General features: G+C 71.4%; 11 protein-coding genes, 1 pseudogene and 1 riboswitch. Of the genes and pseudogenes, 2 read left to right on the plus strand and 10 right to left on the minus strand.

Annotated elements, in window-relative coordinates; translation table 11 throughout:
- Window positions 1-97: 97 nt before the first annotated feature.
- The 6 genes and pseudogenes from ACZ7MG_RS22505 to ACZ7MG_RS22530 all read right to left on the minus strand — a co-directional run bounded on the left by ACZ7MG_RS22505 (window position 98) and on the right by ACZ7MG_RS22530 (window position 6,625).
- Entirely contained in the window at window positions 98-655 is a 558-nt protein-coding gene (locus tag ACZ7MG_RS22505) for a GAF domain-containing protein (protein ID WP_471390971.1), read from the minus strand.
- Window positions 652-1,251, minus strand: a complete 600-nt coding sequence (locus ACZ7MG_RS22510) for a GTP-binding protein (protein WP_471390968.1) — start codon at window positions 1,249-1,251, stop codon at window positions 652-654. Before ACZ7MG_RS22510 ends, ACZ7MG_RS22505 begins: the two co-directional genes overlap by 4 nt.
- Entirely contained in the window at window positions 1,229-1,600 is a 372-nt protein-coding gene (locus ACZ7MG_RS22515) for a DUF742 domain-containing protein (protein WP_471391348.1), read from the minus strand. Before ACZ7MG_RS22515 ends, ACZ7MG_RS22510 begins: the two co-directional genes overlap by 23 nt.
- Window positions 1,601-1,602: 2 nt before the next feature.
- Window positions 1,603-2,034 carry a roadblock/LC7 domain-containing protein gene (locus ACZ7MG_RS22520; RefSeq protein ID WP_471390965.1) on the minus strand — a complete coding sequence of 144 codons (432 nt, stop codon included), beginning with the start codon at window positions 2,032-2,034 and terminating at the stop codon, window positions 1,603-1,605.
- 1,196 nt (window positions 2,035-3,230) lie between these two features.
- Window positions 3,231-5,051: pseudogene (locus ACZ7MG_RS22525) on the minus strand (sensor histidine kinase); the annotation flags it as partial.
- 356 nt (window positions 5,052-5,407) lie between these two features.
- The gene (locus tag ACZ7MG_RS22530; protein WP_471390963.1) at window positions 5,408-6,625 is read right to left on the minus strand and encodes an MBL fold metallo-hydrolase; all 1,218 of its coding nucleotides are present in this window, start codon (window positions 6,623-6,625) and stop codon (window positions 5,408-5,410) included.
- Between the two features lie 214 nt (window positions 6,626-6,839).
- Here ACZ7MG_RS22530 and ACZ7MG_RS22535 point away from each other — a divergent pair, with 214 nt between their 5' ends.
- Both ACZ7MG_RS22535 and ACZ7MG_RS22540 read left to right on the plus strand, forming a co-directional pair.
- A complete protein-coding gene (locus ACZ7MG_RS22535; protein WP_471390961.1) occupies window positions 6,840-8,021 on the plus strand; it encodes a Glu/Leu/Phe/Val dehydrogenase dimerization domain-containing protein in 1,182 nt (393 codons plus the stop codon).
- A gap of 93 nt (window positions 8,022-8,114) precedes the next feature.
- Entirely contained in the window at window positions 8,115-8,735 is a 621-nt protein-coding gene (locus ACZ7MG_RS22540; RefSeq protein WP_471390959.1) for a TetR/AcrR family transcriptional regulator, read from the plus strand.
- Window positions 8,736-8,860: 125 nt separating this feature from the next.
- On the opposite strand, the gene ACZ7MG_RS22545 is transcribed toward ACZ7MG_RS22540, so the two are convergent.
- The 4 genes from ACZ7MG_RS22545 to ACZ7MG_RS22560 all read right to left on the minus strand — a co-directional run bounded on the left by ACZ7MG_RS22545 (window position 8,861) and on the right by ACZ7MG_RS22560 (window position 14,254).
- Window positions 8,861-9,646 carry an SGNH/GDSL hydrolase family protein gene (locus ACZ7MG_RS22545; RefSeq protein ID WP_471390956.1) on the minus strand — a complete coding sequence of 262 codons (786 nt, stop codon included), beginning with the start codon at window positions 9,644-9,646 and terminating at the stop codon, window positions 8,861-8,863.
- Between the two features lie 142 nt (window positions 9,647-9,788).
- Window positions 9,789-10,505: a DUF6250 domain-containing protein gene (locus ACZ7MG_RS22550; RefSeq protein ID WP_471390953.1), complete on the minus strand. Its 717-nt coding sequence runs from the start codon at window positions 10,503-10,505 to the stop codon at window positions 9,789-9,791.
- Window positions 10,506-10,699: 194 nt separating this feature from the next.
- Window positions 10,700-11,713: a M23 family metallopeptidase gene (locus ACZ7MG_RS22555; RefSeq protein WP_471390950.1), complete on the minus strand. Its 1,014-nt coding sequence runs from the start codon at window positions 11,711-11,713 to the stop codon at window positions 10,700-10,702.
- Between the two features lie 4 nt (window positions 11,714-11,717).
- A riboswitch (cyclic di-AMP (ydaO/yuaA leader) is annotated at window positions 11,718-11,876 on the minus strand.
- Window positions 11,877-12,178: 302 nt separating this feature from the next.
- Window positions 12,179-14,254 carry an alpha-galactosidase gene (locus ACZ7MG_RS22560; RefSeq protein ID WP_471390948.1) on the minus strand — a complete coding sequence of 692 codons (2,076 nt, stop codon included), beginning with the start codon at window positions 14,252-14,254 and terminating at the stop codon, window positions 12,179-12,181.
- Window positions 14,255-14,411: the final 157 nt, after the last annotated feature.

Genomic DNA, 14,411 nt, shown 5'->3' on the forward strand with positions numbered 1-14,411 from the left:
ACGGCGCCGCCCCGGTCCATCGAGGTTTTCTTAACCTCCGCCGCAGCTTTCCTTCACACACCCCGCCGATCTGCCATGAAGTGCCGGGCGCCCGGCGTCACGGGAACGCCTCCCGTCCCTCGATGCGGGCGGTGAGTTCCGCGGCCATCGACTTGATGGTCTCCAGGCCCGCCCGGCCCCAGGGGCGCGGCTGGACGTCCATGACACAGACCGTGCCGAGGGCGACACCGGTACGGTCGAGGAGCGGGGCGCCGAGGTAGGAGCGGATGCCGTGGTCGTCGACGACGGGATTGCCGGCGAACTTCGGGTATTCGCGCACGTCTTCGAGGACGAGCCCCTTGCGGCGGACCACCACATAGGGGCAGAAGCCGTGGTCACGGGCGAGGCGCCGGTCCACGCCGAGCACGGTGGTCTCCGCGGTGGGCTCCGCCGACACATGCAGTCCGGCGAAGAACTGCCGGTTCTCGTCGATGAAGTTGACCATCGCGTACGGCACCGCGGCGACCTCGGCGAGGCGGTCCGCGAAGGCGTCGAAGGACGGTTCGGCGCACGCTCCGAGCCCCAGCAGCCGCAGCCGCTCCACGCGTTCGGGGGCGCCGGGGTCCTCGGGGGTGAGCAGCAGCCGGCCGACCGGACGCGGCGGGTCGTACGTCACGTGTGGGCTCCGTGGCTCGGCAGCTGGGCCGGGGTGTGGTCGAGGAGGTGCCGTACGAGGGTGAGTAGGGTCTGCACGCCCGAACTGGAGATCCGGGCGTCGCAGCAGACGACGGGGATCTCCGGGTCGAGGTCGAGGGCGGCCCGTACCTCGTCGGCGTCGTAGCGGAAGGAGCCGTCGAACTCGTTGATGGCGACGATGAAACCGAGGCCGCGCTGCTCGAAGAAGTCGACCGCGGCGAAACAGTCCTCCAGGCGCCGGGTGTCGGCGAGGATGACCGCTCCGAGGGCGCCCTCGGAGAGTTCGTCCCACATGAACCAGAACCGCTGCTGTCCGGGGGTGCCGAACAGATAGAGCACATGGCGGGGGTCGAGGGTGATGCGGCCGAAGTCCATCGCGACGGTCGTCTCGACCTTGTTCTCGATGCCGTCGAGATTGTCGGTGGCCTCGCTCACGGTGGTGAGCAGTTCCTCCGTGCTCAGCGGCGCGATCTCGCTCACCGCGCCGACGAAGGTCGTCTTGCCGACTCCGAACCCGCCCGCCACCAGGATTTTGAGTGCGGTGGGAAAGGGGTCAGAGCTGTCGTCGTAGTCCATCGAGCACTGCCTCCAGAAGAGACCGGTCTGTCGGGTTGTGGTGGAAAACCGGGGGCTTGGTGGTGAGGGCCCCGCAGTCGACGAGGTCGGACAGCAGCACCTTGGTGACCGCCGCCGGCAGCTTGAGGTGAGCGGCGACCTCGGCGACCGAGACGGGTGCCCGGCACAGGTCGAGTGCCTGTGCGTGTTCAGGGCCCAGATAGCCGAGGGGGGTCGCCCCGGTGGCCATCACCTGTGAGAGGAGATCGAGCGCGGTGGTCGGCCGGGTCCGGCCGTTGATGACGGTGTAGGGGCGCACCAGACGCCCGGCGGCGTCGTCGTACAGAGGTCCGTCGCCGGCCGCGGGCACGCTCAAGGCCTCATCGCGGAGGGTTCGGCGGCTTGCCGGGGCTGGGTGACCAGGTAGGGGCGGACGCTCTTGACCAGCATGGCCATCTCGTAGCCGAGGACGGCGGCGTCGGCCTCGCGGCCGGCGAGCACGGCGAGGCAGGTGCCGGAGCCGGCGGTGGAGACGAACAGCAGGGTCGAGGCGAGTTCGACGACGACCTGGCGGACGTCGCCGCCGTCGCCGAACCGGACGCCCGCGCTGCGTCCGAGGGAGTACAGGCCGGAGGCCAGCGCCGCCATGTGGTCGGCGCTGTCCGGATCGAGGCCGTGGACCGACTTCACCAGCCCGTCGCAGGAGAGCAGCACGGCACTGGTGGTGTGCGGTACACGCTGGACGAGGCCGCTCATCAGCCAGTCGAGATCGGATACCTGGCCGGTCGGCGCATCGCTCGCCATGGTGGATCGACTCCTAGGGGTGCGTTGGTCTGCGGGAGCGGAGGGGGTGGGGACCGTGACGGGGGTGGTCCGTGGGGTCGCGGTCCTGCGGGGGGTTGTGCCGTTGGAGATGGTCATCCGGCCGGTGTGCTCCCGTCCTGCCGGGACGTGAGATCCCGCGCCGCGTCGAGCACCGACGGCGGTACGGCTATGGGGGCGACGCCCCTGGCCTGCCCACCCAGAGCCCGACCGCCATCGTCGTGGCCGGCGTCCGCGTGGGTGGCGTCTCTGTGCGCCGGCTCCCTGTGGGTCACGTCACCGTGGGTGGCGTCCCTGTGAGCCGACTCCCTACGGAACGCGTCCACGTGCATGACACCGCGATACGCCACCGAACCTGAACGCCCAGCGTCCGCACCGCCGGCGCCTGGCCGGACGGTTCCTGGGCCCACGGTGCCTGGGCCGCCAGTGCCCGGCTGGCCCATGTCCCGTAGCCCGGTGTCCGATGGGCCCGGCCCCGAACGCAAGGCCTCCAGGCGACCCATGTCCAGCCGGCCCCCGTCGGGGCCATCGGCCTCCGGCCAACCGGCGTCCGCGCCGACCGAGTTCAGCCGACCAGTGTCGAGGCCGCCCGTACCCGATCCGCCCTGCTCCCGGCGCCCGGCCTCCAGGCGGCCCATGTCCATCCGCCCCCCGGCCGAGGTACCAGCGTCCAACCAACCGGCTTCTGCGCGGCCCGAGTTCAACCCACCGGCGTCAAGGCCGCCCGTAGCGGAGCGACTCGTGCCCGATCCGCCCTGCTCCCGGCGCCCGGCCTCCAGGCGGCCCGAGTCCAACCGACCCCCGTCCGGGCCACCAACCTCCGACCAACCGCCGTCCAAACCACCGGAGTTCGACCCACTGGTGCCGGAGCCGCCCGCGTCAAGCCGACCCGTGCCGGACCCGCCCAAGTCAGGCCGACCTGTGCCGCAGCCGCCCAAGTCAAGCCGACCGGTGTCGGAGCCGCCCGCGTCAAGCCGACCCATGTTCAGTCGGCCCGTGTCGAGTTGGCCCGTGTCAATGCGGGACGCGGCGTCCGGGGCCGGGGGTGTCAGGTCCGCGGGCGCCGTGCCGTGGGACGGGGTGTCGAGCGAGGTCGTGTCCAGGGAGGTCGTATCGAGGGAGGTCGTGTCCAGGGACGCCGTGTCCAGGGACGACGTGTCCCAGTCGGTGTTCTCCAGCTGGCGGGCCTCGGCGAGCCCGATGCCGCGCTGGAAGGCGGCCATGAGGCCGGGGTCGTGGCCGATGTAGTGGTCGGGGTCCTGGCGGGGCGTGGGCGCGGGCCCGCCGCGGAGCTGGGGGACGATGTGCTGCTGGGCGCGGCGGCGCGGCAGCTGGGGCTTGCCCATGGTGCCGCGGACGGCGCCGCCGGCCCGGGGGGTCGGAGGCGTGCCGGCGTTGTCGTCCACGGTCCGCCGGTCGTCGGGGCGGACGCCGGGCACGGCCTCGGCCGGGTTGGGCCGCTCGTCCCGCGCACCGCGCACCGGCAGCGGCGTCGGCCCGGAGCCGCCTCGGCCCGGTCCCTGCCGGTCGCCGCCCCGGCCGGGGCCCTGCTGCCGGGGCACGGAGGCGCGGGTCGGCCCCGGGGCGGAGCGCAAGGGCTGCGCGGACACCGAGCGCAGGGGCTGGCCGGTGCCGGTGCCGCCGGGCCGGTCGGTCGCCGCACGGTCCCCGGGGCCGGGGACCCGCTGGGGAGTGACCGGATGCATGTGCCGCGGCGCGTCCGGGCGCCGTACGCCGGTGCTCTGCTCGGTGTGCGGCTGGTGCTGCGGCAGGTCGCCCTGCTCGGCCCCGAGCAGACCCTGCGGGACGACGAACGCGGCCTGGACCCCGCCGTAGATGTTGGTCTGCAGCCGGACCTGGATGCCATGGCGGCGGGCCAGCTGGGAGACCACGAAGAGACCGATCCGGCCGTCCTGGAGAAGGCTGGCCACGTTGACCTGGTCGGGGTCGGCGAGCAGGGCGTTCATCTTGTTCTGCTCGGTGACGGGCATGCCGAGCCCGCGGTCCTCCACCTCGACGGCCAGCCCGGAGGTGACGAGGTTGGCGCGGAGCAGGACCTGGGTGTGCGGGGCGGAGAACACCGTGGCGTTCTCGACGAGTTCGGCGAGGAGATGGATGACGTCGGCGACGGCGTGCCCGCGCAGGGTGCCGTCGACCGGGGGCACCAGCTTGACCCGGGAGTACTGCTCGACCTCGGCGATCGCGGAGCGCAGCACCTCGGTCATGGAGACGGGGTTGCTCCACTGGCGGCGGGAGACGGCGCCGCCGAGCACGGCGAGGTTCTCGGCGTGGCGGCGGATGCGGGTGGCGAGGTGGTCGACGTGGAAGAGGCCCTTGAGGAGATCGGGGTCCTCGATCTCGTTCTCCAGGTCGTCGAGGATGGAGATCTCGCGCTGGACGAGGGACTGCAGCCGCCGCGCCAGGTTCACGAACACTTCGAGCTTCTGTTCGCTGCCGGCCTGGCTGGAGAGCTGGGAGGCCTGGACGACGGCGGTGACGGCGCTGTCGTGGGCGCGGGTCAGGTCGGCGGTGAGCAGTTCGAAGTCGTCGGCGCCCGCGGCGGGTTTGAGGCGGGGCCCGCGCGCGGGCGGCTGGTCACCGCGCCGGAGCGCGTCGACGAGGTCGCGCAGCTCGTCCGCGCTCCTGGTGCTGACCTGCCGCAGGGCGCCCAGGCGTTCGCGGACGGACTTGGCGGTGCGGGTGGCGGCCAGGGCGGCGATCGCGATGCCGGCGAGGGCGACCGCGGCGGCTCCGGCGAGGACCGCCCACAGGGTGAGGCTGGGGCGGGCGCCGCCGGCGCGGACGGTGAAGAGGACGGCGGCGCAGGCGCTGAGGGCGACCGCGGTGGGGGGCAGGACCGCGAGGCGCACCAGTTGTGGCCGTATGTGGATCTCGGGCGGTGACTCGGGCAGTGAGGGGACGGCGCGGGGGGCCGATCGCCCGTGCCGCCCGCCCTCACGGCGGTCTGCGCGGGCGGCCGGTGCGCGAAGGTGAGACATCAGCGTCCTCGTACTGGTCCGTCTGGGCGTGGGGGGGGTGCCGCGTCCGGGCGACTTGGGCATGCGCCCTCGCGTGTCGGTCGCGAGAGTCGAAGAATTCGGCACAGCGTCGTCCGACGGCAACTCACAGTAGTCGCCAACGCGTCATGTGCGATGCGCAGTTGACAAATAGCTCCGCAATGCGTCCCGCTCTGGTATGAGGGCTCGTGCGACAGTCCGATAATTCTTCGGACGCCTGTTCCTGCCGGATTCCCTCTATGCCTGAATTCCGATCAGAGACGGTCAGAAAAGGTCGAGAACATACGTCGAGGGCCGGGGAGCGCATTGCTCCCCGGCCCTCGACGTCAATCGAAAAATCACCCTGTCGGGAGAATTCCCGACTGACTTCCGGCTTCTCCGCCCTCGGCCACCAGGTCCAGCCGCTCCTCCACGGGCGGCCACGCGGCCCAGCCGCCCACCGGCTGCTGGGCGACAGCGCGCCACCACGGGTCGACCGGCGGTGTGCTCTTCGGCTCGAACGGCGCCCCCGGCCGCGGTGCGGCCATGGTGACCCCCGCGCCGTGCGTGGCCCACATCATGCGCTCGCCGGGCTCGGCCCAGGCGTGCATCGCCAGGTTGAACGTCGCCCAGTGGATCGGCATCATCACGCCGCCGGGCTCGCCGCCCTGGAGGTCGAGATGGGTCTGCAAGCCCTCGTCGGGCGTCATGTGGATGTCAGGCCAGAACTCCGAATAGGCGCCGACCTGGATCATGGTGATGTCGAACGGGCCGTGCTCGGCGCCGATGTCCTTGAAGCCGTCGAAGTACCCGGTGTCGCCGCTGTGGTAGATCCGGTGCTCGTCACCGGCGACGACCCAGGAGGCCCACAGCGTGTGCTGGGTGTTGCGCAGGCCCCGGCCGCAGAAGTGCCGGGCGGGGGTCGCGGTCAGGGTGAGGCCGCCGACCTTCGTCGCCTCGTGCCAGTCCAGTTCGCGGATCCGGTCCGCGGAGACGCCCCAGTGCTCCAGATGCGCGCCCACGCCGAGCGGCACGGCGAAGACCGTGTCCGTACCGGCCAGTTCCTTGATCGACGGCATGTCCAGATGGTCGTAGTGGTCGTGCGAGATGACGACGACGTCGACCGGGCCGAGCGCGGCCAGCGGCACCGGCACGGGGTGCAGCCGCTTGGGACCGGCGAAGGCGAACGGGGAGCAGCGCTCGCCCCAGACCGGATCGAAGAGCACCCGGTGCCCGTCGATCTCGGCGAGCACACTGGAATGGCCCATCCATGTGATCCGCAGCCCGCTCGCCGGGGGTCTGGCCAGGTCGGCAAGGGTCGTGGAGTGGACGGGGATCAGGCCCGCCGGGGCCCGCCGCACCCGCTCGTCCTTGCGGAAGTAGCTCTTCGCCATCTCCATCGCGGCACTGCCGGAGGGGCGGATACTGGCCCCCTCGGGATTCACGAAGACCCCGTTCGCGAAATGCGGGGATCTACGGATCCGCTCCAGCCGGGCACCGCTCGGGTCCGCGCCGAACGCGGCCGGCCGCGCGGCGCGCAGCCCCGAGCTGAGAGAACGGGATCCGGAACCGGACACGGCACCTCCAGGTGAATTCGCTCAGGCATCCCATTATGGGCCGCCCCTGTGACAGCGCCGGGCCCGACCCGTCCCCACGCGATGCAATACTGACCAACTATTCAGTAGCCGCCTTTGTTCCCGCCGCCCGCACCCGGATCCACGCCCCACGGTTCCCCCCATCCCCATTCCCGCCGACCGTCGACCGCCCCTCCACGCCGTCCCGAGGAGCCCCATGACCACGCCCCCCTTCCTCTCGCTCACCTGGACCGACCACGTCACGGGCCGGCGGGGCTTCCTCGTGGTGGACCGGCTGGTGCGCGGGGTCGCCAGCGGCGGACTGCGGATGCGCCCGGGCTGCACGCTGGACGAGGTCGCCGGGCTCGCCCGTGGCATGACCATGAAGGAGGCGCTGCACTACGACCCCGAGGGCCGGTACGTCCCGCTCGGCGGCGCCAAGGGCGGGATCGACTGCGACCCCCGGGACCCGGAGGCGTACGGCGTGCTCGTCCGCTATCTGCGCGCGGTGCGCCCGTACATCGAGGCCTTCTGGACCACCGGCGAGGACCTCGGCCTCACCCAGGACCTGATCGACCGCGCGGCGGCGGAGGCGGGGCTCGTGTCGACGATCCAGGCGGTGTACCCCCTGCTCGACGACGAGGAGACGGCCCGGCGCCGCCTCGCGGACGCCTTCGCGGTCCAGGTGGACGGCATCGGTCTGGACGAGCTGGTCGGCGGCTGCGGCGTCGCCGAGTCGGTCCTCACGGCCCTGGACCGGGCCGGTACGCCGTACGCCGGGACGCGGGTCGCCGTGCAGGGCCTGGGCACCATGGGCGGGGCGACCGCGCGTTTCCTCGCCCGGGCCGGCCTCACGGTCGTCGCCGTCGCCGACATCAAGGGCACGATCACCAACCCGGCCGGTCTGGACGTCGAGACTCTGCTCGCCGCCCGTGACCCGCACGGCACGATCGACCGCGGCGTGCTCCGCCCGGCCGACCGTGAGGCCCCGGCCGAGGCCTGGCTGACCACCGAGGCCGAGGTCCTGGTCCCCGCGGCCGTCTCCTACGCCATCGACAGCACCAACCACCACCGGGTCACCGCCCGGCTGATCGTCGAGGCGGCCAACATGCCCGTGCTCCCGGCGGCCGAGGAGTCGCTCACCGCGCGCGGGGTCACCGTCCTGCCGGACGTGGTGGTCAACTCCGGGACGAACGCCTGGTGGTGGTGGACCCTGTTCGGCGACATCGGCCCCACCGCGGAGGAGGCGTTCGCCCACACCCGCCGCTCCATGCGCGCCCTCGTCGACCTGATGCTCACCCGGGCCGCGCACGACGGCACGACGCCCCGGGCCGCCGCCCACGCGATCGCCGCGGACCGCCTCCCGGCGATCACGGACCGTTTCGGCCGCCACCGCTGACCACGTCCGCCACGGCCACCTCCGGTCATCGCCCCGCCCCGAGGTGGCCGGAACGCGGCGGCGACCGTCCGTGGGCCTGGGTAGGGTTGCCGCGTGGGCAGGGTGCGGTTGAGTGTGGCCGAGCGGCGTACGGAGCTGCTCCGGGCCGCCATCGAGCAGATCGAGGCGCGGGGCGTGGCGGCGGTACGGATCGCCGACGTGGCCGCGGTCCTCGGGGTGAGCAACGCCTTGGTGCTCTACCACTTCTCGACCAAGGAGAGGCTGGTGGCCGAGGCCTTCCGGTACGCCGCCGAGGACGATCTCGCCCATCTCCGCAAGCTCCTGGGCCGCCGCACCACGGCGCTGCGCCGGCTGCGGACGGCGGTCCGCTGGTACGCCCCGACCGGCCAGGCCAAGGGGTGGCGCCTGTGGATCGAGGGCTGGGCGGCCTCCCTGCGCGAACCGGCCCTGCGCGAGGTCACCCGCGACCTGGACCGGCAGTGGAAGGCCGCCCTCACCGAGGTCATCGAAGCCGGTGTGGCCGCCGAGGAGTTCCACTGCCCCGACCCCGCGGCCACGGCCCTCCGCCTCACCGCCCTCCTGGACGGCCTGGCCGTCCAGCTGACCGCCTACGACGGAGCCGTCTCCCGAACCCGTGCCCAGCACTGGGCCGACGAGGCCCTGGCCCACGAACTGGGCCTGACCCGCGAGACCTTGACGGCGTCGACACGCTGAACGAAGCCGAGGCCGCGCCCCGTCCGGGGCGCGGGGAACTGCGCGGTCAACCACGACGCACAGAACGCCGCCCACGAAGCAGCCGCCCCACGGCGATCAGGCGCCGACACCGGAGTGAGGCGCCCTCAGGCCACAGACCTGATCCGCATCTTGATGTCGTCCGGCGACAGATGCCCCTTCGCCGACACATGGTCCCCGGACGACTCCCCGCGCAGCCTCCGCCCGATCCACGGAACCAGATACTCCCGCGCCCACTGGATGTTGTCCCGCCGCATCTCCAGCGTCCCGCGCGGCGGCAACGGCGGCCACGGCTGGTCGGGATCCGCCGGAATGTCGACACCCAGCACCTGCCCGGCCCGCAGCGCGACCCGCGTGTGCCCCTCCGGCGACAGATGCAGCCGGTCCAGATCCCAGGCCCGGCGGTCCTGCACGGTCTTGAGCGACCACAGGTCCAGCACGGGACACCCGTACCGGTCGGCGATGGCCCGTACATGCAGGTTGTACGTGGCGATCTTGCCCCGCAGATGCCTCAGCACCGGCACGTCACGGGTGTCGAACCCGGTGGTCACCATGACCGTGCCGACGGCCGAGGTGAGCCGGACCACGGCCCGCTCGAACCGCTCGGCGACCTCGTCGGGATCGGTGCCGGGACGGATGATGTCGTTGCCGCCCGCACAGAAGGAGACGAGGTCCGGCGCGAGTTCCAGGGCCCGGGGCACCTGGTCCTCCACGATCTGGTCGAGGAGCTTCCCCCGCACGGCCAGGTTGGTGTAGTCGAAGTCGCCCTCGGGCACCCGGTCCGCGAGAAGCACCGCGAACCGGTCGGCCCAGCCGACGAACCGCCCATCGGGCCCGGGGTCGCCGACGCCCTCGGAGAAGCTGTCCCCCAGCGCCACGTACGACCCGATCATCGCTCTGCTGTCATTCGAATCGTCTGCCACATCGGCCCATGATTCACCTTCCGATGTGACCTACGCGACCGTAATAAGGGCTTGACGGTCGGTGAGATAGACCACGCGTCAAGTGTTGGTCAAGCCGGAATACACCAGGCCATCAGTGTCGCCCGCCCGTCCTCCACACCCGGAAGTCCTCGATCCGGAAGTGGCTCCACGTGGTCCGGAACCCGAAGTGCCCACCCGTGTACGGCGCCGGGTCGACGTAGTCGAACACGAGCCGCCCGTTGTTCCACCACCGCACCGTCGACCCGTCGGAGACGATCCGCACGCGGTTCGGCTCGTTCGCGACGAGCAACGGCTCGGTGTAGTCGTAGATCAACGGCCGCACACCCGCCTCACCCACATACCGGCGCAACCGCGTCGTCGTATTGGTGTTGGCCCCGTATCCGACGTAATACGTCTTCAGATAGTCGTACTCGGCGAGTGCGCCGCCGCGCGGAGTGGCGAAGAGATCACCGGGCGAGCGCACATCGACGGCGTTCCAGAAGTTGTTGAGGTCGGAGACCCGGTCGTTGGCCCCGCCCGCCGAGACGGGTGTGGCCGTGTACTCGACGGCGTACGGCCCCTCCAGCCTCCGCCTGAACCAGACCGTGGCCCCGGCCGGCACATCGACCTCCAGCACACCGCGCGCGGCCGTGACGGCGCCGCCCCGCTCCAACTCCACGGCCCACTGCCCGAGCCCGTGCCGGAAGTCGTCGGCGGCGATCAGCCGGCCGCGCCGCCGGGGCGTGTGCGCGGACGCGGTGCCCGCCGGGGCGAGCGCCGCGAGAGCGGCACCGGCCGCGAGGACTCCGAAAGCTCTACGGGTGGTCATGACGCTCCTTCGCACGGGCAGAAAGCGCTTACAAGGATCACTCTTCCCGTGTCGGGCGGCACTGTCGAGACCCCTCTCGGCCGTGCCACGGGACCGCAACACGACGACAAGGACCACGGCGGTCGGAAAACGCCGAAAGCCGGCCCCCGATTACGGGAACCGGCCTGCGGCGTGTACGGCGGACGGAGATGCCGTCAGACGCTGACGCCCTTCGAGCGGAGGTAGGCCAGCGGGTCGATGTCCGAGCCGTAGTTCGGGCTGGTCCGGATCTCGAAGTGGAGGTGCGGCCCGGTGACGTTGCCGGTGGCGCCGGAGAGGCCGATCTGCTGGCCGCCGGTCACGGACTGGCCCGCGGAGACCGAGAGCGAGGACAGGTGGGCGTACTGGGCGTAGTAGCCGTCGGCGAGCTTGATGACGACCTGGTTGCCGTACGCGCCGCCCCAGCCGGCGGAGACGACGGTGCCCGCGCCGACGGCCTTGAGGCTGGTCCCGGTCGGGGCCACGAAGTCGACGCCCGTGTGGTAGCCGCTGGACCACATGCTGCCGGCGGTCTTGTACGCGGTGCCGACGGTGGCGCCCTGGATCGGCACGCTGAAGCCGGCGCCGCTGGACGACGAGGACTGGTTGCTCGACGTGGAGGTCGACGCCTGGGTGTCCTTCGACTCCTGCTTCGCCGAGCCGGAGGACGTGGACGACTTCGAGGACTCGGAGGACTCGGCGGCCTTCGAGGACTGCGACAGCTGCGGCTTCGACGACTGCGACGAACCGCCCGAGGCGGCCTGGCCGCCGATGCTGAGCTTGAGTCCCGGGTGGATGAGCGACGGGTCGGAGCCGATCGCGGTGCGGTTGTCCGAGTACAGCTGCTTCCAGCCGCCCTCGACGTCCTGCTCGTCCGCGATCTTCGCGAGGTAGTCGCCGACCTTGACCGAGTAGGTCTTGGTCGCCGCCTTCTTGGTGGTGCTCTTCTCCGCCTGCGCGGCCTTCTCGGCCTGCTCGATCCGCGCGCCCGCCTCAGCCGCGGCCTTCTCGGCGGTGAGGGTGGCCGTCTTCTCGGACACCCCGGACACGGCGGCAGCCGGGGTCGCGGCGTGGGCGCCGGCGGCTCCGATCAGGGGCAGCGCGAGCGCCGCGCCACCGGTCCCGGCGGCGGCGATCGAGCGGGTGAAACGCTGGGACTTCGGACGGCGGTGCTTACCCTTCGCGGGCATGGCGAATTCCTCTCCGGCGCCTGCGAGGTGAGCTGTCGGGTGCGGACTGGAGATGTCCGGCCGTGCTTGCGCACGGCTTTACCCCTAGCCGTTCCGGGAACCGGAACAGGCGGTGATTCCTGTGGGTCCCCCGCTCCTGCCGTGGATCGGGTCGGTACGCGGCTCCGGTCGGCGGCAGGATTGGGCGTCCGTCCGGATTGACGCCGAACGTAAGCGACTTGTGCCCACAGAGACAACCATTGGGACTTCCTGTGCGTCTTCCTCCCTGATCCTTACATCAATCCACGATCACGCTCCGTAAAAGACCGGTCTTGGACATTTATCAACCGCCCTGGAAAAGCCCACGAATTACGTGCACATGACGACAGCGGAACGTCACGAATATGACGCTGCTCACGCCCCTACGGACCAGTAGGCTTTATTCCAGGGCTTGTTGGAATTACGGCTGCATTTCGGACAGTTCACTCAAGTGCGACGCAGGCGGATAACTGCCGCATCAAAGTCACCACGCAGCCCCGTCCGCACCCCGTGATGCAACAGCACCGCCCCTCGGTACACTTCGCCCGTTTCGCGGCATTCATACCTGCCTTCCGGGTCGAGTCCGCGCAGCCGGAGCGGGCCGAGCGGCTCGCCGTAGTGCTGGGCCTGGAGCCAGGCGAGGACCACGACCTCGTCCCCGTGGACGTACTGCACGGCGCTCAGCCCGCCCGCCGGGGGCCGCAGCCGGTAGAGATCACCACGCTGCACGACCGGCCGGATCTCCTTGTACAGCTCGACCCAGCCGCGCGCCTCGGCCAGCTCCTCCTCGGTCCACTCGGTGAGGTCACCGCCGACGCCGAGCACCCCGGCCATGGCGCTGACGAACCGGAACCGCAGCGAGCTGACCCGGCCGTTGAGCTGGTTGTTCGGGCTGTCGGTGACCCAGGCGGCCATGGCCCGGGCCGGGTGGATCTGGCTGAAGCCGTGCTGGATGGCGAGCCGGTCCAGCGGGTCGGTGTTGTCGGAGGTCCACACCTGGTCCGTCCGCGCCATCACCCCGAGGTCGATCCGGCCGCCGCCGCCCGAGCACGACTCGAAGGCCACCCCCGGGTGCGCGGCCCGCAGCCGGTCCAGCAGGGCGTAGAAGGCACGCACATGCTCGACCCACAGCTTCTGCGGATACGGCTCACCGGGCCAGCCGGCATCGGTGAAGCAGCGGTTGAAGTCCCACTTCACATAGTCGATCGGCGCGCTGGAGAGCAGTGCGTCCAGCCGCTCCCAGAGGTATTCCTGGACGTCCTCGCGGGCGAGATTGAGAACGAGCTGATTGCGCAGCTCCGTCCGCTTTCGTCCCGGTTGGAACTGTGCCCATTCGGGGTGCGCCCGGTACAGCTCGCTGTCCGGATTGACCATTTCCGGCTCGACCCAGATACCGAACTGCATCCCGAGGGCGTGCACATAGTCGGCGAGCGGCTTGAGCCCCTTGGGGAAGCGGTCCGGATTGGGCGCCCAGTCGCCGAGCCCGGCGCGGTCGCTCGTACGGTTCCCGAACCAGCCGTCGTCCACCACGAACAGCTCGACCCCGATGGCCGCCGCCGCCCGCGCCAGCGTCCCCTGCTGGTCCTCGGAGATGTCGAACTCGGTGGCCTCCCAGGAGTTGAAGAGCACCGGCCGGTCCTGGTCCGCGTCCGGGATGACGTACGTCCGCTGGTAGGCGTGCCAGGCGCGGCTGGCCCCGCCGAAGCCGCCGTCGCTCCACAGGCCGGCGAAGACGGGCGTGGTGAACGTCTCCCCCGTGTCCAGCCGCAGCAGTCCGGACTCGTCGTATCCGGCGCCGCCGGTGATCTGCACGCGCGCGTCCGGGAGTTGGGCGACCGCGATCCGCCAGGACCCCGACCAGCCCAGGGCGCAGCCGTACACCTCGCCGCGCTCCTCGGTGGCGTCGGTGTCCAGGGCGACCCAGGGCAGGTGCTGGTGCCCGGTGTGGCCGCGCCGGCTGCCGATGACCTTCTCGCCGTAGGTCAGGTCGCCGCGCACGAGCCGGGACTCCGCCGCCCACCGCCCGTGCAGCTGGGAGAGGCGCCAGGACTCCTCCGAGAGCGGCGGCAGCGTCCAGGTCGCCGAGTCGGCCCGCAGCAGCTCCACCGCCGGCCCTTCGTTGGCGAGGGTCACCCAGCGCTCGACCACGTCGTCGCGCATCCGGTAGTGCAGGGTGATCCCGAGTCCGTCGTCGCCGAACCGCAGCCGCAGCTCGTCGCCCTCGGCCTCGTGCCCCTGGAAGGTCCACTCGGTGCCGCGCCGCTCGTCCGTGCGCACGGAGAGCGCGGGACGGGTGAAGCGGGGGCCGCCCTCGACGGGGTACTCCTCGTGACCGTCGACCGGGGCCTCGAACGGCCAGTACGGCAACTGCTGCCGGGCGGCCAGCTCCTCGGCGTCGGCGAGGGCGATCCGGGGACCCCAGTGCAGGTGCAGCAGTTCGTCGTTCTCCGTGAGCCGCAGGGCATAACTGCTCCTGGGCCCGGTGAGAAGCCAGGTCCGGCCGTCTGCGCCGATTTCCAACATCAAGACCCCACAGATTCGAACAGGTGCGATCGGGCTTCGACATCATCGCAGGTCGTCACGGACGCTCGGCGGCGCCTGTGGACAACCGCCGCCGCGTCGGCCGAGCGCCTGTGGACAACTTCTGCGGACCTCTCGCACCCGCCTGTGGACAACTCAT

Source organism: Streptomyces sp. NPDC107538, from assembly GCF_055657445.1.